The sequence below is a fragment of the Pseudomonas sp. B2021 genome (assembly GCF_018135665.1).
GTDB classification, from domain to species: Bacteria; Pseudomonadota; Gammaproteobacteria; order Pseudomonadales; family Pseudomonadaceae; genus Aquipseudomonas; species Aquipseudomonas lactis.
On sequence record NZ_SMOF01000001.1, the window covers coordinates 3,116,065 to 3,132,318 of the forward strand.

Genomic DNA, 16,254 nt, shown 5'->3' on the forward strand with positions numbered 1-16,254 from the left:
GCGTTCCTTTAGAGGCTCAGGCGCAAGGCGAGGGCGGCGAGGGTGATCAGCAGCACGGGCAAGGTCAGCACGATCCCGACCTTGAAGTAGTAACCCCAGGTGATGGTGATGCCTTTGCGCGCCAGGATGTGCAGCCACAGCAAGGTGGCCAGGCTGCCGATAGGCGTGATTTTCGGGCCCAGGTCGCTGCCGATCACATTGGCGTAGATCATCGCGTCCTTGACCACGCCCACGGCATGGCTGGACTCGATGGACAACGCGCCAATCAGTACCGTCGGCAGGTTGTTCATGGCCGAGGAGAGCAGCGCCGTCAGTACCCCGGTGCCCATGGCCGCGCCCCACACGCCGTAGGTGGCGAAGGAGTCGAGCCAGGTGGCCAGGTAGTCGGTCAGGCCGGCGTTGCGCAGGCCATACACCACCAGGTACATGCCCAGGGAAAAAATCACGATCTGCCAAGGCGCTTCCTTGAGGACTTTGCGCGTTGAAATCTTATGGCCCTTGGCGGCAATCACCAGCAGCAGCACGGCGCAGACGGCGGAAATCGCACTGATGGGAATACCCAGAGGTTCCAGGGCGAAACAGCCGATGAGCAGAATACCCAGTACCCACCAACCAGCGCGGAACGTCGCAGGGTCATGGATGGCACTGCTGGGGTCTTCCAGGTCAGCCGGGTCGTAGGTTTGGGGAATGTCCCGGCGAAAAAACCACAGCAGCACTGCCAGGGTCGCAGCCACGCTGACCAGGTTCACCGGCACCATCACGGCAGCATATTCGTTGAAGCCGATCTTGAAATAGTCCGCCGAAACGATATTCACCAGGTTCGACACCACCAATGGCAGGCTCGCCGTATCGGCGATAAACCCGGCGCCCATGACGAAGGCCAGGGTCGCCGTCGGCGAAAATCGCAAGGCCAACAGCATCGACATCACGATAGGCGTCAGGATCAACGCCGCACCGTCATTGGCAAACAGCGCCGATACCAGCGCACCCAGCAGCACCATATAAGCAAACAACCGCCGCCCGCGACCACGGCCCCAACGCGCCACATGCAGGGCTGTCCAGGCGAAGAAGCCTGCCTCGTCCAGCAACAAGCTGATGATGATCAACGCGACAAAGGTACCGGTGGCGTTCCAGATGATGTGCCACACCACCGGAATGTCCGCCAGGCTGATCACTCCGCAGGCCAGCGCGAGGATGGCGCCCAACGTGGCACTCCAGCCGACGCCCAGGCCCTTGGGTTGCCAGATGACCAGCACGATGGTGACGAGGAAAATCGCAATTGCGACAAGCATGAATAAAAGCTCCGATGGCTCAGCAGCAGGTGCTGGCCCGTTGTGGTCGGTCGCCCATTGCATTCAGACGCAGTGCGTCGTCCTGCAACCATGGCTGGTTGGCTTGCAGAGTGATGTCCAGCACCTGAGTGACCCAAGCGGGCAGTGCCGGATTGATGCGGTAGTAGATCCATTGCCCTTGACGACGGTCCACCAGCAGGCCGCAACTGCGCAATTGCGCGAGATGGCGGGAGATTTTTGGCTGGCTGTCGTCCAAGGCATGGATCAACTCACACACACAAAGTTCGCCCTCGCGCAGGATCAGTAAGGTCACCCGTGCACGGGTGCCATCGGCCAGGCATTTGAACAGGGCGGTCGGGATGAGGAGGTCTGACATGATCAAGGACTTTTCAAGTAGGTACATTCGAATATACGTATTTCCATATATATCGGTCAAATCTTGTTTCAATTGATATGGATCAAATGCCTTTGAAACCGCCACAACTGTTTGAAATTAAAATGAAACACAAATGTCCTAACGTGCCTGCCCATTGCTGATGAAGGAAGACCCCGCGTGACCCGAGCCACCCGCAACCTGCGCAAGACCTTGGATTCCGTCGCGGAAAATAACGAAACCGCGGCGTTTGACCTGATGCGCGCCGTGGAAAAACTCGGCGATGAAGTGCTGCGCCAACGCCTGCTCAATACCATCCACCGACTGAACCAGGATGCCTACGAATTGCGCGAGGCCCGGGATTCGGTGGAGCAGGTGTCGGTCAAGCTCGCCTGAGCAAGATCGTTCAAGACACGCCCTCGTTCGTGCTGGCATGCTTGTCGACTGTCTGTCGATGAGCCGTTTCCATGTCCACTGCATTACCTCATTACGCCTTCACCCGCGGCGCCATCGCCGTCATTCCCTTGTCCCTGGCCTGCGCACCCTGGGGTTTGCTGGCCGGCTCGATGGCTATCGACGCGCAATTTACCCCGCTGCAAGCCCAAGGCTTGTCTGCCATTGTGTTTGCCGGCGCCGCACAACTGGTCGCCATTGGCATGGTCAAGAGCGGTGCCAGCCTGATTTCCATTGTGTTGACCACCTTGCTGCTGACCTCCCAGCATCTGCTTTATGGCATGCACATGCGTCCTACCCTTTCTTCGCTCAACACCCGCTGGCGCATGAGCCTGGGGTTTTTGTTGACCGATGAGTTCTTCGCCCTGGTCAACCACTATGACCGCCAGACCTTCAATCGCTGGTATGCCCTGGGCGTCGGCCTGACGTTTTATATCATCTGGAACCTCTTCACCCTTGCCGGCATTGTGCTGGGCAAGAGCATTCCCGGCCTTGATCAATTGGGGCTGGAGTTCTCGATTGCCGCCACCTTTATCGCCTTGATCACCCCCGTGGTGCGCGATGTACCCACGGTGGTATGCGTGGCGGTGGCACTGCTGTGCTCAGTCTGGCTGAGTTATTTGCACTGGGAATCGGCGGTGGTGGTCTCTGGTGTGTTGGGGATGAGCGCGGGGTTTGCCTGCAAGCGGCTGGGAGTGGGGCAACGATGATTTACCTGATGATTGTGGCCATGGGCTTGGTGGTGTTCTTCAACCGTTACCTGTTTATCGAGCCACGCTTGCCGGTACGGCTCAATCGCGGCGCGCGTGAATTCTTGGGCTTCGCCGTGCCGGGCATGCTCACGGCGATCTGCGGGCCGATTATTTTCCTGGCGGACCATCAGCTCAACCTGAGCCCGACCAACCCTTACCTGCTGGCCGGTATCTGCGCCGTGGCGTTGATGTACTGGACACGCAGCGTATTGACCACCGTGTTATTGAGCATGGCGCTGTTCTATCTGCTGCGTTGGTGGCTCTGATACCCGGGCAAAAAAAAGCCCGCGGGGTGGCGGGCAGAAGGGAGACTTCTAAAAAATGAGCCTGGCCACTATAGGCGGCGTGTTGGCTCTTCACAGTGAAACAAAGTTCATGGGCGCGTCAGTTGGCCTCGGCACAGTGGTAGAGTCACGGTTTTTCCAAGGAAGCAATGGCATGCACAAAGTGGTAATGGGCGTATTGATAATGGCGGCACTGGCCGGTTGCGCAGGTTCGAAGATGAAAGAGGCGCGCGCAGGCAGCCCCTACAAGACCCTGGCGTCAGACAAGGCCACCCTGGTCGTTGCCCAGTGCATCCAGTTCGGCTGGCAGGATGAAAGCGTGTTCGGCGTCGATGCCGGCGGCTTCAAGGAAGCGACCGAGGCGGGTGGTTTCACGGTGTACACCACCGGTGGCGATTACTTTGTCGATGTACTCAGCACCGGCGCGGGTTCTACGGTCAACTATTATGCTGCTCAGGACAATATGCCGGCCAAACGTCGCCTGGCAGCACTGGCCACTTGTCTGTAAGTCGGTTGCCTTAGTCATATTCCGAAACGCCTGGCGGGACAGCCGCCGGGCATTGGCTTATGATTCACTCGCTCGTTCGACGTGATGGCTCTTTACCGGTACACGGATGTCGAGGCTTAAACGTCGAACGAGCTCCTCCACCCCACCTCAACGGGGCATGAAACCCAAGTGCCAGCGTCGCGGAATCAACAGTGTCGCCACCCCCAAGGCCCCAGCCAACGCACCACTGACCCACAATGCGCGCAGGCCCATCTGCTGTTCCAGCAGCGCACCGATCACAGCGCCAATGAACATCCCACCCCACGGAATCAATTGCACGCGCCAGCCATTGCGGCGCTCGCCCAATAACCAGCGGCCCAGCCCGCGACCAAAACGTGACAGCGCCCCAGTGACGTAGGTCAGCCCCACCGGCAGCCCGTTCACCTCTTCGACGGCCGCGTTGAGCATGCCCATGGCAATGATCGCCGCGAGCAACGCGGGCAAGGTGTCGGTGGCAGGCCACAACGCCGCAGCGCAGAGCAAGGCGCCGATGCACAGCAGTAAGGGCAACGCATGGCGCTTGCTGAAACGGCTGACCAGCACACCCAAGGCATTGCCGACCACGAAGGTGACGACCAACAACACCAGCCGTCCGGTGAGCCCCAGGTCGCCCACGCTGATAGCCACCGCCAGGCGCGTGGTGTTACCGCTCATGAACGAGACGAAATCGCCGCTGGCCATAAAACCGATGGCATCGGTCATGCCCGCCAGCACTGACAGGCAGGCCACCAGCATCAAGCCCACGCGCCCACGCCAGCGCTGTCGATGGGCGAGCGTGGCATTGGCGTAAGGCTTGCGGGACGAAGGCAGCATGGGGCCGGTTTCCTCGGTGAGATTATCCGGCCACTACCGTAGGATGCTTTGCCTGTCCGCGCAATGACCTCAGACACGCTCCAGTTGCCAGCCGGTGGCGTGCCACGTCAGATGGTGAGTCGGCTCGATCGCCTGCAAGAATGCCTCGTCATGGGACACGGCCAGCAGCGCGCCGGTAAACCCCTTCAATGCCTGCTCAAACGCCAGCACCGATTCCAGGTCCAGGTGATTGGTGGGTTCATCCAATAACAGCAATTGCGCCGGTGTCTCACGCCAGAGGGCAACGGCCATCGCGGCTTTCAAGCGCTCGCCGCCGCTGAGTTGCCCTGCGGGCTGCGTAACCCGCAGCGCGTCCAGCTGCAATAACGCCAGGCGTGTGCGCAGTTCGGCTTCGGCCAGGGGCGTGTCGAGCAGGTTAAGTTGCTCGACAAGGCTGCGCCGGTCATCCAGCAGCGCCAGGTGTTGATCGATATAGGCACTCGGCACCGCCACGGTGCATTCGCCACTGACCGCCCGCCAAAGGCCTGCAAGCAGTTTGAGCAAGGTCGATTTGCCGCAACCGTTTGGCCCACGTACGGCAACGCGAGCCGGGCCTGTCAGGTTGAGCGTCAGGTAGCTGGCGGGTGCCAGCGGATCGAGCCAAGGCAACTGCGCCTGTTCCAGCACCAGTACCTGGCGACCATTGGGGACGCTCGAGCCTGGTAATGCGAGCAGTGTGGGCGTCTCATCCACCACGCGCTCGTAAGCTTGACGTACCTGGGCGTCGAGTTGGTTTTTGCACGCATGATGGGCACTGCGCACGTTGCTGACGACTTCCTTTGCCGCGCTTTTCCAGCGTGCCCTGGTAAAACGGTCGACGTTGGCGGTCTCGGCCTGTTTACGTGCGCGTGCGGCGTGGCGCTGCAGGTCGTCGTGATCTTTTTGCAGGCGCCGACGCTCGCGGCTGCGGGCCAGACGCGCCTGTTCCCACGCAGCAATCGCGGCCTGCTGGTGGGTGTCGCGTTGCTGGCGATAGGCATCGTAGTTGCCGCCATAGACCTGAATGCCCAGGGGCGACAGCTCAATGATGCGACCCATGACGTTGAGCAACTGTCTATCATGGCTGACCACTACCAGCCCGCCGCGCCAATCGCGCAACACATGCAACAGCCAATCGCGTCCGGCAGCGTCAAGGTGATTGCTGGGTTCATCCAGAATCAGCAACTGCGGCGCCGCCAACAACGCCCCGATCAGCGCGACCCTGGCCAGTTGGCCGCCACTGAGTTGATCGGCCGGGGTACTGGCGCTGAGGGTTGGCAAACCCGCTGCATCCAGCGCGTGACGCAGGCGTTCGGCCAGGTCCCAGCGGTCGTCGATCAGCTCCAGGTCACCGAGGCGTGCATCGCCCCGGGCCATGCGCTCAAGGGCAGCCAAGGCCGCGGCAGTTGCGGTGATATCGGCGATGGTTTGCCCTGCTTGAACCGCGATGGCCTGGGGCACATAGGCAACATTGGCGGGTTTTTTCAGGGTGCCGGAGGAGGGCAGTAGCACGCCGGCCATCAATTTCGCCAGGATACTTTTGCCCCGTCCATTGCGCCCCACGATACCGGTAGGCGTTTGATCAACGGACAGGTTTACGTCCGCCAGCAAGGTTTCGCCATTGGCGAACTGGAAAGACAGGTGTTGCAGGGAAACAAGCGCGGGCAGCCGTTTGACGTCAGTCATCAGCACCTCCAAAAAATGTCGAACAGGCCAACAAGCGCGCCAGGCGGCTCGTTGCAGATACATTCTGGAAGGCTTAGATGTTCACGTCGGCGGTCATCCCGTGAGTCAGAAGGGAGGCAGAGCCTAACCCACGTTAACTTTGTGCGGCAAGTCTTCGGCCAGTTTTTCCAAGAACATCGCCAGTGCGACCTCTTCGGCTTTCAGGCCTTTGCGCACCCGCGGCTTGGGCAACTTCGACAATTGGCCGAGGCTGAAATGCTCAAGCACCGCCGGGTGGATATAGCACTTGCGACACACCGCCGGCGTGTTGCCCAACTGCCGGGCGACATCCTTGACCATCGCCACCACATGCCGCTTGGCGTCGGATTCGGGCTGCCACGCCAACTCGCGCAACACCGCCAGCGCCATCGCCGTGCCGGCCCAGGTGCGGTAGTCCTTGGCGGTAAAATCTTCGCCGGTCAGGCTGTGCAGGTAGTCATTGACGTCCTGGGAGCTGACGGTATGCCGCTCACCGTCTTCGTCCAGGTACTGGAACAGGTTTTGCCCCGGCAATTCCATGCAGCGCTTGACCACCCGCGCCAGGCGCCGATCCTTTACGCTGACTTGATGCTCCACGCCACTTTTGCCACGAAACTGGAACTGGATCTCGCTGCCCTTGATGTCCACATGGCGGTTGCGCAGGGTGGTCAGGCCGTAGGACTTGTTCTCGCGGGCATATTGGGTATTGCCGACGCGGATCAGCGTGGCGTCCAGCAACATCACCACCGTGGCCAGCACTTTTTCGCGGGTAAACCCGGGTTCGGCGATTTGCGCTTCGAGCTGTTTGCGCAATTTGGGCAAGGCGGCGCCAAAGGCCTGCAAGCGCGCATACTTGTCGCTGTCACGCACCTCGCGCCAGCGTGGGTGGTAGCGGTATTGCTTGCGGCCACGGGCGTCGCGGCCGGTGGCTTGCAGGTGGCCGCGAGGGTCGGCGCAGATCCAAACGTCGGTGTAGGCGGGTGGCACCGCCAAGGCGTTCAGGCGTTTGATTTCGTCCGCGTCGGTAATGCGCTCGCCCTTGGCGTTCAGATACTGGAACGTGCCTCGCACTTTTTTACGGCGGATGCCGGGCTGGGTGTCATCCACATAATGCAGGTCGCGGGGCAGGTCGGCGGGTAACGAAGAGTCAGGCATGGGACGGGTTCCTTGGCAACAAATCAGGCCGGTATGTCTGATTGACCGCAGCACCCTGCGGTCGTGCCAAATGGTTAAGCTAGCACTGCCACCGCCTTGATTTGCGCCCACAGTGTCTGGCCCGGATGCAGTTGCAACTGGTCGTGGGAGAAGCGCGTGATGCGCGCCAGCAAGGGCGTGCCGCCGGCGTCCAGGCGCACCAGCACATGGGCGCTGTTGTCCGCGCCGACAGTCTGGGTGACGGTCACCGGCAAGCGGTTGAGGATGCTGCTGTGTTCTTCGGCCTGCAGGCTCAGGCTCACATCCCGCGCCTGGACCTTGACCCGCAGTGGGTTGCCCACCGCCAGCGGGGCATGGGCCACGCGCATCTGCAACGGGCAATCGGGCAACTGCAGGGTGAGCAACTGATAGTGCGCGTCGTAGGCGACGACGCTGCCAGCGATCACCACGCCGGCATCGTCGCCCAGCGCCAGGGGCAGGTCGAGGCGCGCCAGGGTTTCGCCGATAGGGCCGCTGGCCAGGGCTTTGCCGTCGCTGAGCAAGACGATATGGTCAGCCAGCCGCGCCACTTCGTCCTGGGCGTGGCTGACGTAGAGCACCGGGATATCCAGCTCGTCGTGCAGGCGTTCCAGGTAAGGCAATATCTCGCTTTTGCGCGGGCTGTCCAGGGCCGCCAGCGGTTCATCCATCAATAACAGCCTGGGGCTGGTGAGTAAGGCACGGGCGATGCCGATGCGCTGACGCTCGCCGCCGGACAAGTGTTGCGGGTGACGCTCAAGCAAATGCCCGATGCCCAATAGTTCGGTGGCCTGGGCCATGCCCACGCGCCGCTGCGGGCGTGGAATACGCTTGAGGCCGAACTCCAGATTGGCGCGCACCGACAGGTGAGGAAACAGGCTCGCCTCCTGGAACACATAGCCCAAAGCGCGTTTATGTGGCGGCACAAACAGCCCTTTGCGACTGTCTTGCCAGACCTCGTCGTTGATTTGCACAAAGCCGTGTTCGGCGCGTTCTAAACCTGCGATGCAGCGCAGGCAGGTGGTCTTGCCGGAGCCAGAATGCCCGTACAGCGCGCTCACGCCACGGCCGGGCAATTGCAGGTCCACATCCAATGCAAAGGCGGAGTACTTCAGCTGCAGGCGTATATCCATCATGGCGATCAGCTCCAGCCCATCTTGGTTTTACGGCTGGAATAGAGCGCCAGCAACACGAGGAAGGCGAACACCACCATGGCCCCGGCCAGCCAATGGGCCTGGGCATATTCCATGGCTTCGACGTGGTCGTAGATCTGCACCGAGACGACACGGGTCTTGTCCGGGATATTGCCGCCGATCATCAGTACCACGCCGAACTCACCGACGGTATGGGCAAAGCCCAGGATCGAGGCGGTGATAAACCCAGGGCGTGCCAGCGGCAGGATCACCGTGAAAAACGTGTCCCACGGGTTGGCGCGCAAGGTCGCGGCCACTTCCAGCGGGCGCGTACCGATGGCAGAAAACGCGTTCTGCAACGGCTGCACCACGAAGGGCATGGAGTAGATCACCGAGCCGATCACCAGCCCGGCGAAGCTGAAGGTGAGGGTGCCCAGGCCCAGCCACTGGGTGAACTGGCCGACGTAGCCGTTGGGCCCCATGGCCAACAGCAAGTAAAAACCGATGACCGTTGGCGGCAACACCAACGGCAGTGCGACCACTGCTCCAATGGGGCCGCGCCACTTGGAACGGGTGCGCGACAGCCACAGGGCGATCGGTGTGCCGATGATCAACAGGATCAGAGTGGTCAGCGAGGCCAGTTTGAGGGTCAACCAGATCGCAGAAAAATCAGCACTCGACAGGGGCATTTACAGCTCGTAACCGTAGGATTTGATAACGGCAGCGGCTTTCGGGCCTTTGAGGTAGTCCACCAGGGCCTTGGCGGCGGCGCTGTCCTTGCCCTTGTTGAGGATCACGGCGTCCTGTTTGATCGGGTCATGCAGGGAGGCCGGAACAATCCACGCCGAACCGCTGGTGACTTTGCCGTCCTTGTAGATCTGCGACAAAGCGACAAAACCCAACTCGGCGTTGCCGGTGGAAACAAACTGATAAGCCTGGGTGATGTTCTGGCCTTCGACGAGCCTGTCCTTGACCTTGTCAGTCAAGCCTTCTCTGGCCAGCACCTGGGTGGCGGCTAAGCCGTAGGGTGCAGCCTTGGGATTGGCGATGGACAAATGCTTGAACTCATTTTTCTTCAGCACCTCGCCCTTGGCATCCACATAGCCTTCTTTGGCCGACCACAGCGCCAGGGTACCGACCGCGTAGGTAAAGCGTGAGCCCTTGACGGTAGCGCCTTCGCTTTCGAGTTTTTGCGCGGTGGTGTCATCGGCGCTGAGGAACACTTCAAAAGGCGCGCCATTTTTGATCTGGGTGTAGAACTGCCCCGTGGCACCGTAAGCCGCGACCAGTTTATGGCCGGTGTCTTTCTCGAAGTCGGCGGCAATCGCCTGGATCGGGGCGGTGAAGTTGGCGGCCACGGCCACCTGAACTTCATCGGCATGGGCCGTACCCAAGGCAAAGGCGGCAAGCAGGGGGGCCAGGCGCGAAACGCGGGTCATCATGAGGCAACTCCTTGAAGGTGTACGGCAGGGTGTAGGAAAGAGGGCTTACCGCTATGTATGGGAATATATAGCGGTTGGCCATTGCCGGTACAGTGCCAAGTTGCTGCTCAAATCAGCCGCGGGTGAGTTTGCTCAAGCTGTGCTCGGCTAATTGGCGGGTCAGGTCGTAGGTGGACAGGTCTTTGCCCAGCCCCAGGGCCTGGCCTGCCCACAGGTTGCTGAAACCGGCCTCATCCTTGGCCTTGAGCGGCATCAATGCGCCTCCGGCTTTGGGGAACGCCGGGGCCGCCGGGTTGATGGCGCCGAGTTCACGCATCACCCGGTTGACGATGCCCCGCGCCGGGCGGCCGGTAAACAGGTTGGTCAGCGCGGTTTCGCTGGCCTGGGCATGGCGCAGCGCATGGTGATGGGAGGCGCTTACAGTGGCTTCGGGCGTGAACAGGTAGGCCGTGCCGATCTGCACGGCCGAAGCGCCGAGGGCAAAGGCCGCAACGATGCCACGCGCATCGCCGATTCCGCCCGCAGCAATCACCGGCACGCTGACCGCGTCGACAATCTGCGGTAGCAGCGCCATCAAGCCGATCTGGCTGTTGAGGTCATCGCTGAGGAACAGGCCACGATGCCCTCCGGCTTCAATACCCATGGCAATAATCGCGTCGCAGCCGTGCTGTTCCAGCCACACGGCTTCCTCGACGGTGGTGGCCGATGACAGCACCTTGGCACCGGTGGCTTTTACCCGGTCGAGTAAGGACTTCTCTGGCAAGCCAAAGTGAAAACTCACTACTTCTGGCCGAAACTCTTCTACCACTTGGCAGGCTGCGTCGTTGAACGGCGCGCGGTTGGATACCGGCGTTGGCGCATCGAAGTCGGCGCCCAGTTCATGGTAGTAAGGTTGCAGCAAGGCCTTCCAAGCCTGGTCCCGCGCGTCATCGACATCGGGCGGTTGATGGCAGAAGAAGTTGACGTTTAGCGGCGCATGACTGGCCTGGCGAATGAGGGCCAAGGCCTCGCGCAGTTGCTCCTGGCTCAGCGCCGCCGCAGGCATGGAGCCCAGGGCACCGGCTTGCTGGGCGGCGATGACCATGGCGGTGGTCGTCGCGCCAGCCATCGGCGCCTGGATAATCGGCACCTCAATGCCCAACAGGTCAAGGATGCGGGTGTCTGGCCAGGTGCTCATGGGGTGCTTCTCCAGCGTTAGTAGGGCTTTTCGCTGTTTTAGCAGGGCAATCAGCACCCGGCCAGTCTGTTTTATTCACTGGACGGAAGCGGCGTTTTGTGGGGCTGGGTTTCACGCTCGAGTAACTGGCGCTTGCGCTCTACGCCCCAGCGGTAGCCCGACAGCTCGCCATTGCTGCGCACCACGCGATGACAGGGAATCGCCACCGCCAGGTGGTTGGCACCGCAAGCCTGGGCCACGGCGCGAAAGGAGGAGGGTGCACCGATACGCTCGGCAATCTGCGCATAGCTGGCGGTGCTGCCCGCAGGGATTTCGCGCAACGCCTGCCACACCCGCTCCTGAAAGGCCGTGCCGCGCAGGTCCAAGGGCAAATCCAGGCCCACGGCAGGGGCTTCGACAAAGCCGACGACGTGGGCCACCAGTTGTTCGAAACCCTGATCCGCGCCGATCAACTCAGCCTTGGGAAACTGGTCTTGCAGGTCGCGCACCAGTTTGTCCGGATCATCGCCCAGTAAAATCGCACACACGCCACGTTGGCTTTGCGCCACCAGAATCGCCCCCAGCGAGCATTGGCCAACGGCAAAGCGGATGGTGTTATTGGCGCCGCCGCCTTTGTAGTCTCGGGGTTTCATGCCGAGCACTTGGTCGGCGGCTTCATAAAAGCGGCTATTGGAATTAAAGCCCGCGTTGTACAGGGTGTCCGTCACCGAATGCTGGCCCTTGAGGCCGTCGCGCACTCTGCGCGAACGCAGGGCGCTGGCGTAACCCTTTGGGGTCAACCCGGTGTTGGCTTTGAATACGCGGTGGAAGTGAAACGGACTCAACCCGGCGCATTGGGCGAGCATGTCCAGGCTAGGCGGGGTTTGGGCTTGTTCGATTTGCCGGCAGGCCTCGGCCACCAGTTGCCCATGGTGAGCGGCCAACTGGGTCTGGTCGCCGGCAGCGCGTTTACTCGGGCGATAACCGGCGGCCTCGGCCTGCGCCGGCGTGTCGAAGAACTCGATATTTTCCGGGCGCGGTAAGCGCGAGGCGCTGCTGGGGCGGCAATACACGCCGGTGGTTTTCACGCCGTAGACAAATAGCGCGTCAGCCTTGGCATCACGGGCAATAATCGCAGCCCAGCGCGGATCGTGTTCGTTGTTCATGGCCTGCACTCTTGACGGTTCCGGAGCAGATTAAGCCCGCCGCTCGCGCCCGACACTCCGAAGCTTGCGGTCAAATTACCCAGCGGTGCGAAAGGTCAGGTTGATGCGCTGCGGGCCCATGACCGGATGTACGCCGTCCTTGATTGGCATCACGCCATGAAAGCGCAGGCGATCAACGCCGCCCCACACCACCACATCACCATGAAACAGCGAAACCTTTTGGGTTTTGTCGCTGCGCGAATGGCCACCGAACAGGAAAACCGCCGGCAACCCCAGGGACACCGAGACCACGGGCGCGCTGTAGCTGCGCTCATTCTTGTCCTGGTGCAGGGACATTTTCGCCCCCGGTACGTAACGGTTGATCAGGCAGGCATCGGGTTGAAAACCGCTGAAACCGGCCTCGGTAGCCGCTGCCACCGCCAGCTGGCGCAATGTGGCGGGCATGACGGGCCAGGGTTGCTGGCTGCGCGGGTCGAGTGGGCTGTAGCGATAGCCACGGGCGTCGGTGGTCCAGCCCAGCTCGCCGCAACTGCTCAGCGCCGCCGACATGGTAAAGCCGCCGGGGGTGACCATCTGCCGAAACGGTGATTGAGCCAGGACACGCCGCAGTTCAGGCAATAACCGCTCGATCCAGGGCAGGGCATAGCCCTTCAGTACGTAGGATTCTTCGCCAATTTGCTCGCGCCCGGCAGGCTGTTGCAAGGCATCATCGGCAAACAAATCGGCGGTAGGGCCCGGCATGGCTTACAGCGCCTTGCTCACATTGATGTCGGTGATTTCGTCGCTGGCATCATGAATTTTCGCCAAGGCTTGCTTGGCTTCATCGACGCTGTTGCTATGCAACTGGGCGAATTCAAAGCGGCGTTCGCCGTTGAGCTTGTACTTGATGACGTATTTGGTTGTGGTGGTCACAGCTTTTTTCCTGTCAGGTGTTCGGGTCAGCTCAGCTTGCTGCTGGTACGACGAACGATACGGATCTTGTGGGACAACGCAGGCTTGCGGGTCACGCTGATGGCGCGACGGGTCACCACATCCAGGGTGATGTTCCAGAAGCCGGTGCTCGGTGCGGTGATCTTGGCCGGGAATTTATCAAATGCGCCGCCGTGGTAGGTATGGCGGCCGCCGTTTTTGAAACTGCGAAAGTTCGCATCACTCATCAGGCGAATATTGCAGGTCTGCGAGCATTCGATGACGACAATGTCTCCCTCGTTGAGGTGCTCACGCTGGTGGATGAATTTCATGAGGTGTCTCCAGAAGGGCTTTTTCTGAAAAATCAGAACGATACGTAGGTTAAGATGGAGTTTATCAGCCCCAGCGCGTTTATTATCGGGCCGTCGTCGACGACTTCGACAATTTAAAACAGTTATTTACCGAGTTATCACAGATAAATCCTACGTTGGTGGGAGAAAATTACCATCCCCGCTGTCGTAGGGTCTTTATCGGAGGTTTTTGTATGAAGTGGAGTGTGTTGGTGCTGGCCTTGGCAATAGGTGGGTGTGCTTCGGTTGCAGATATCAAGCAGACCCCGCCAACATTGGTGGTCATCTCAGGGAAGAAACCGCAGGAATATGCGGCGTGTGTGGTGCGCAAATTGGAGGCGACCCGTCGGCCGCCGCAGATCGAGCCCCATAAAGACGGTATTCAGGTGATCGTGCCGCAGAAATTCTCGGCAGACCCCTCGGCAATCTTTGAAATTGAAGACCGCTCCAGCGGTAGCAGCATCAAGCTTTATGAAAGCATGTCCAATGTGCCCATCCGCCCGGGCGACGTGAAGAAGGCAGGGGAAGAGTGCATTTCCGGTTGAGCCACAGGCTCATCCCTCAAACCCGATAAAAAAAGCCATCACCCTGCAGGGACGGCCTGCATCCGTTAAACTGTCGGGCATTCACTACAAAGATGCCGCTCAAACCCTGGGTTTGAGCGGCATTTGTTTTTCTGGAAAGCCCGTTATGAAACGAGAACACGTCAAAGCCCGCCATGCTGAAGGCCAGATTTCAGCCACCCATGTCATCCAGAACCCCGCCGACTTGGGCGAGTGGATCGTTTTTTTCAAGAAGAGCGGCGGGCGCAGCTACTTCCTGGTGGACGAGCAGGATGAGGTCGAATCATTTGCGCGCCTGGATGACCTGATCGAAACCCTGCGTGGCCTGGGGATCAAGTTTGCTGAAGTGCACCTGTAGCAGGCTTACTTGCAGACCACCACCACGCTGCGGCCTTTGAAGTTGCCCACGTCCTGGCCCAAGGTCTTGTCGCTCTCCTTGAGCGCCGGCGTTCCGTTAGTGCCGACGATGCGGTAACCGGTGCCCGCGCAGGATGCGTCCGCTTTCTCGTAGCAACTGGCCCATGAATTGGCCTCGCCCGAGCAGTCGATGGTCAAGCCTTGTTCGCCATTTTTCAGCAAGGTGTCGGAAGCGGTAGTGCAGCCGGCGAGTGCCAGTACTGCGGTCAGTGCCAGGATCTTTTTCATAGAGGTTCGTCATCGAGGTATTGGAAGGGCGCGCTGACACTGTCGTGGCGTTGTCGAAGGTTATAGCGAACGGCCATCTAGGTACAGACAAACAAAAAAGCCCCTTTCACGGGGCTTCTTGCGCAACACATGAGGCTTACTTGGTTTTCGGCCGCTTGCTCGATGCATGGCCCGCCTCATCCACAAACACTTCAGCGACGGCAATCGCCATGCTCTCGGTTTCGAATACACCGGCAACGCTGTCGCCGTGAAAATTGATCAAGTGCCAGCCATCTGCTCGCTTCGTGATCAGGTAGCCGTTTACACCTTTGGGTTCTGACATCTGTTGGCAATCTCGTGGTCTTGGTTCAAGGCGCCCATGATAGCGCCAAATGCCGGGGCAGGGCGCAAGTTGTTGCGGGTCAGTGCCAGAGGGGCAAAAGCGTGCTAAAACCATTGCAGCCCTTTTAAACAAGGGGCCAAGTCGGGGGCTGACTGACCGTTGGTGACACCCTTTGCAGGATCAGCGGAACTTACGCCGACATTTTTTCTCTATGATGACATCGCAACGCCAGCAGGACCCATTGTAAGGTGACTGCGGCCTGATTAGACTGCGCCGAATTCCGTACGCACAGCCCTTTGTAAGGACTCATATGATCAAGAAATGCTTGTTCCCAGCAGCCGGTTACGGCACTCGCTTCTTGCCAGCGACCAAAGCCATGCCCAAAGAAATGCTGCCAGTGGTGAACAAGCCACTGATTCAGTACGGTGTGGAAGAGGCTCTGGATGCCGGTTTGAACGAGATCTCCATCGTCACGGGTCGTGGTAAGCGCGCGCTGGAAGACCACTTCGACATCAGCTATGAGCTGGAAAACCAGATCAAGGGCACCGACAAGGAAAAATACCTGGTCGGTATCCGTAAATTGCTCGACGAGTGCTCGTTCTCCTACACCCGTCAGACTCAAATGAAAGGCCTTGGCCACGCCATCCTTACCGGCCGCCCGCTGATCGGTGACGAACCGTTCGCCGTGGTCCTGGCGGATGACTTGTGCGTCAACCTGGAAGGCGACGGTGTACTGACCCAGATGGTCAAGCTCTACCAGAAATACCGTTGCACCATCGTTGCGGTGATGGAAGTCAACCCAACCGAAACCAATAAGTACGGTGTTATCGCCGGTGATGATATTGGCGATGGCCTGATCCGTGTACGCGACATGGTCGAGAAGCCAGCACCGGAAGATGCACCGTCGAACCTGGCGATCATCGGTCGTTACATCCTTACCCCGGACATCTTCAAGCTGATCGAAGAGACCGAGCCAGGCAAGGGCGGCGAGATCCAGATCACCGACGCTCTGCTCAAGCAAGCCAAAGACGGTTGCGTGATTGCCTACAAGTTCAAGGGCCAACGTTTCGACTGCGGCGGTGCTGAGGGTTACATCGAAGCGACCAACTTCTGCTACGAGCATTTCTACAAGACGGGCAAGGCTTACTGATTCACGCTT

The 16,254-nt window shown here is 60.1% G+C and carries 22 protein-coding genes; 7 read left to right on the plus strand and 15 right to left on the minus strand.

Going from position 1 to position 16,254, the window contains the following annotated elements; all coding sequences use genetic code 11:
* Positions 1–8: 8 nt before the first annotated feature.
* The gene (locus E1K68_RS13905) at positions 9–1,292 is read right to left on the minus strand and encodes an arsenic transporter (RefSeq protein WP_034135045.1); all 1,284 of its coding nucleotides are present in this window, start codon (positions 1,290–1,292) and stop codon (positions 9–11) included.
* Between the two features lie 19 nt (positions 1,293–1,311).
* Entirely contained in the window at positions 1,312–1,668 is a 357-nt protein-coding gene (locus tag E1K68_RS13910; RefSeq protein ID WP_003191341.1) for a metalloregulator ArsR/SmtB family transcription factor, read from the minus strand.
* A gap of 177 nt (positions 1,669–1,845) precedes the next feature.
* Between E1K68_RS13910 and E1K68_RS13915 the strand changes: the two genes are divergently transcribed.
* The 4 genes from E1K68_RS13915 to E1K68_RS13930 all read left to right on the plus strand — a co-directional run bounded on the left by E1K68_RS13915 (position 1,846) and on the right by E1K68_RS13930 (position 3,662).
* Positions 1,846–2,061, plus strand: coding sequence for a hypothetical protein (locus E1K68_RS13915; protein WP_003191339.1), 216 nt, complete (start codon positions 1,846–1,848; stop codon positions 2,059–2,061).
* 71 nt (positions 2,062–2,132) lie between these two features.
* On the plus strand, positions 2,133–2,828 hold the full coding sequence (locus tag E1K68_RS13920) for an AzlC family ABC transporter permease (RefSeq protein ID WP_003191338.1): 696 nt from the start codon (positions 2,133–2,135) through the stop codon (positions 2,826–2,828).
* Positions 2,825–3,136, plus strand: coding sequence for an AzlD domain-containing protein (locus E1K68_RS13925; RefSeq protein ID WP_003191337.1), 312 nt, complete (start codon positions 2,825–2,827; stop codon positions 3,134–3,136). Before E1K68_RS13920 ends, E1K68_RS13925 begins: the two co-directional genes overlap by 4 nt.
* Before the next feature lie 172 nt (positions 3,137–3,308).
* The gene (locus tag E1K68_RS13930; RefSeq protein ID WP_212614259.1) at positions 3,309–3,662 is read left to right on the plus strand and encodes a hypothetical protein; all 354 of its coding nucleotides are present in this window, start codon (positions 3,309–3,311) and stop codon (positions 3,660–3,662) included.
* A 147-nt stretch (positions 3,663–3,809) separates the two neighbouring features.
* On the opposite strand, the gene E1K68_RS13935 is transcribed toward E1K68_RS13930, so the two are convergent.
* The 11 genes from E1K68_RS13935 to E1K68_RS13985 form a co-directional block, all read right to left on the minus strand.
* Positions 3,810–4,514, minus strand: a complete 705-nt coding sequence (locus E1K68_RS13935; protein WP_057711347.1) for a YoaK family protein — start codon at positions 4,512–4,514, stop codon at positions 3,810–3,812.
* Positions 4,515–4,583: 69 nt separating this feature from the next.
* A complete protein-coding gene (locus tag E1K68_RS13940) occupies positions 4,584–6,218 on the minus strand; it encodes an ABC-F family ATP-binding cassette domain-containing protein (RefSeq protein ID WP_212614260.1) in 1,635 nt (544 codons plus the stop codon).
* A gap of 123 nt (positions 6,219–6,341) precedes the next feature.
* Positions 6,342–7,391 (minus strand): DNA topoisomerase IB, encoded by a 1,050-nt coding sequence (locus E1K68_RS13945; RefSeq protein WP_094774771.1) that lies wholly within the window; start codon positions 7,389–7,391, stop codon positions 6,342–6,344.
* Between the two features lie 74 nt (positions 7,392–7,465).
* Positions 7,466–8,545, minus strand: coding sequence for a molybdenum ABC transporter ATP-binding protein (gene modC / locus E1K68_RS13950; RefSeq protein ID WP_120248080.1), 1,080 nt, complete (start codon positions 8,543–8,545; stop codon positions 7,466–7,468).
* 5 nt (positions 8,546–8,550) lie between these two features.
* Positions 8,551–9,231 carry a molybdate ABC transporter permease subunit gene (gene modB / locus E1K68_RS13955; protein WP_003191329.1) on the minus strand — a complete coding sequence of 227 codons (681 nt, stop codon included), beginning with the start codon at positions 9,229–9,231 and terminating at the stop codon, positions 8,551–8,553.
* Positions 9,232–9,984: a molybdate ABC transporter substrate-binding protein gene (gene modA, locus E1K68_RS13960; RefSeq protein WP_003191327.1), complete on the minus strand. Its 753-nt coding sequence runs from the start codon at positions 9,982–9,984 to the stop codon at positions 9,232–9,234.
* 112 nt (positions 9,985–10,096) lie between these two features.
* The gene (locus tag E1K68_RS13965; protein WP_057711339.1) at positions 10,097–11,161 is read right to left on the minus strand and encodes a nitronate monooxygenase; all 1,065 of its coding nucleotides are present in this window, start codon (positions 11,159–11,161) and stop codon (positions 10,097–10,099) included.
* A gap of 71 nt (positions 11,162–11,232) precedes the next feature.
* Positions 11,233–12,306, minus strand: coding sequence for a bifunctional DNA-binding transcriptional regulator/O6-methylguanine-DNA methyltransferase Ada (gene ada / locus E1K68_RS13970; RefSeq protein ID WP_212614261.1), 1,074 nt, complete (start codon positions 12,304–12,306; stop codon positions 11,233–11,235).
* A gap of 75 nt (positions 12,307–12,381) precedes the next feature.
* Complete coding sequence (gene alkB / locus E1K68_RS13975; protein ID WP_003191321.1) at positions 12,382–13,047, minus strand: DNA oxidative demethylase AlkB; 666 nt, start codon at positions 13,045–13,047, stop codon at positions 12,382–12,384.
* 3 nt (positions 13,048–13,050) lie between these two features.
* Positions 13,051–13,218: a hypothetical protein gene (locus E1K68_RS13980; protein WP_003191320.1), complete on the minus strand. Its 168-nt coding sequence runs from the start codon at positions 13,216–13,218 to the stop codon at positions 13,051–13,053.
* A gap of 26 nt (positions 13,219–13,244) precedes the next feature.
* On the minus strand, positions 13,245–13,547 hold the full coding sequence (locus E1K68_RS13985; protein ID WP_003191319.1) for a DUF1883 domain-containing protein: 303 nt from the start codon (positions 13,545–13,547) through the stop codon (positions 13,245–13,247).
* A 212-nt stretch (positions 13,548–13,759) separates the two neighbouring features.
* On the opposite strand from E1K68_RS13985, the gene E1K68_RS13990 reads away from it, so the two are divergent.
* Both E1K68_RS13990 and E1K68_RS13995 read left to right on the plus strand, forming a co-directional pair.
* The gene (locus E1K68_RS13990; protein WP_003191317.1) at positions 13,760–14,110 is read left to right on the plus strand and encodes a hypothetical protein; all 351 of its coding nucleotides are present in this window, start codon (positions 13,760–13,762) and stop codon (positions 14,108–14,110) included.
* A gap of 145 nt (positions 14,111–14,255) precedes the next feature.
* Entirely contained in the window at positions 14,256–14,486 is a 231-nt protein-coding gene (locus E1K68_RS13995; RefSeq protein WP_003191314.1) for a hypothetical protein, read from the plus strand.
* A gap of 5 nt (positions 14,487–14,491) precedes the next feature.
* Here E1K68_RS13995 and E1K68_RS14000 read toward each other — a convergent pair whose 3' ends face one another.
* Together E1K68_RS14000 and E1K68_RS14005 are read right to left on the minus strand one after the other, a co-directional pair.
* On the minus strand, positions 14,492–14,773 hold the full coding sequence (locus E1K68_RS14000; protein ID WP_003191312.1) for a hypothetical protein: 282 nt from the start codon (positions 14,771–14,773) through the stop codon (positions 14,492–14,494).
* Between the two features lie 136 nt (positions 14,774–14,909).
* On the minus strand, positions 14,910–15,095 hold the full coding sequence (locus E1K68_RS14005; RefSeq protein WP_003191311.1) for a hypothetical protein: 186 nt from the start codon (positions 15,093–15,095) through the stop codon (positions 14,910–14,912).
* Positions 15,096–15,405: 310 nt separating this feature from the next.
* On the opposite strand from E1K68_RS14005, the gene galU reads away from it, so the two are divergent.
* A complete protein-coding gene (gene galU, locus E1K68_RS14010) occupies positions 15,406–16,245 on the plus strand; it encodes a UTP--glucose-1-phosphate uridylyltransferase GalU (RefSeq protein ID WP_003173830.1) in 840 nt (279 codons plus the stop codon).
* Positions 16,246–16,254: the final 9 nt, after the last annotated feature.

Coding starts and splice junctions, on each gene's coding strand:
- E1K68_RS13905 (WP_034135045.1), bottom strand. CDS start 1,292: ATGCTTGTCGCAATTGCGATTTTCCTCGTCACCATCGTGCTGGTCATC.
- E1K68_RS13910 (WP_003191341.1), bottom strand. CDS start 1,668: ATGTCAGACCTCCTCATCCCGACCGCCCTGTTCAAATGCCTGGCCGAT.
- E1K68_RS13920 (WP_003191338.1), top strand. CDS start 2,133: ATGTCCACTGCATTACCTCATTACGCCTTCACCCGCGGCGCCATCGCC.
- E1K68_RS13925 (WP_003191337.1), top strand. CDS start 2,825: ATGATTTACCTGATGATTGTGGCCATGGGCTTGGTGGTGTTCTTCAAC.
- E1K68_RS13930 (WP_212614259.1), top strand. CDS start 3,309: ATGCACAAAGTGGTAATGGGCGTATTGATAATGGCGGCACTGGCCGGT.
- E1K68_RS13935 (WP_057711347.1), bottom strand. CDS start 4,514: ATGCTGCCTTCGTCCCGCAAGCCTTACGCCAATGCCACGCTCGCCCAT.
- E1K68_RS13940 (WP_212614260.1), bottom strand. CDS start 6,218: ATGACTGACGTCAAACGGCTGCCCGCGCTTGTTTCCCTGCAACACCTG.
- E1K68_RS13945 (WP_094774771.1), bottom strand. CDS start 7,391: ATGCCTGACTCTTCGTTACCCGCCGACCTGCCCCGCGACCTGCATTAT.
- modC (WP_120248080.1), bottom strand. CDS start 8,545: ATGATGGATATACGCCTGCAGCTGAAGTACTCCGCCTTTGCATTGGAT.
- modB (WP_003191329.1), bottom strand. CDS start 9,231: ATGCCCCTGTCGAGTGCTGATTTTTCTGCGATCTGGTTGACCCTCAAA.
- modA (WP_003191327.1), bottom strand. CDS start 9,984: ATGATGACCCGCGTTTCGCGCCTGGCCCCCCTGCTTGCCGCCTTTGCC.
- E1K68_RS13965 (WP_057711339.1), bottom strand. CDS start 11,161: ATGAGCACCTGGCCAGACACCCGCATCCTTGACCTGTTGGGCATTGAG.
- ada (WP_212614261.1), bottom strand. CDS start 12,306: ATGAACAACGAACACGATCCGCGCTGGGCTGCGATTATTGCCCGTGAT.
- alkB (WP_003191321.1), bottom strand. CDS start 13,047: ATGCCGGGCCCTACCGCCGATTTGTTTGCCGATGATGCCTTGCAACAG.
- E1K68_RS13985 (WP_003191319.1), bottom strand. CDS start 13,547: ATGAAATTCATCCACCAGCGTGAGCACCTCAACGAGGGAGACATTGTC.
- E1K68_RS13990 (WP_003191317.1), top strand. CDS start 13,760: ATGAAGTGGAGTGTGTTGGTGCTGGCCTTGGCAATAGGTGGGTGTGCT.
- E1K68_RS13995 (WP_003191314.1), top strand. CDS start 14,256: ATGAAACGAGAACACGTCAAAGCCCGCCATGCTGAAGGCCAGATTTCA.
- E1K68_RS14000 (WP_003191312.1), bottom strand. CDS start 14,773: ATGAAAAAGATCCTGGCACTGACCGCAGTACTGGCACTCGCCGGCTGC.
- E1K68_RS14005 (WP_003191311.1), bottom strand. CDS start 15,095: ATGTCAGAACCCAAAGGTGTAAACGGCTACCTGATCACGAAGCGAGCA.
- galU (WP_003173830.1), top strand. CDS start 15,406: ATGATCAAGAAATGCTTGTTCCCAGCAGCCGGTTACGGCACTCGCTTC.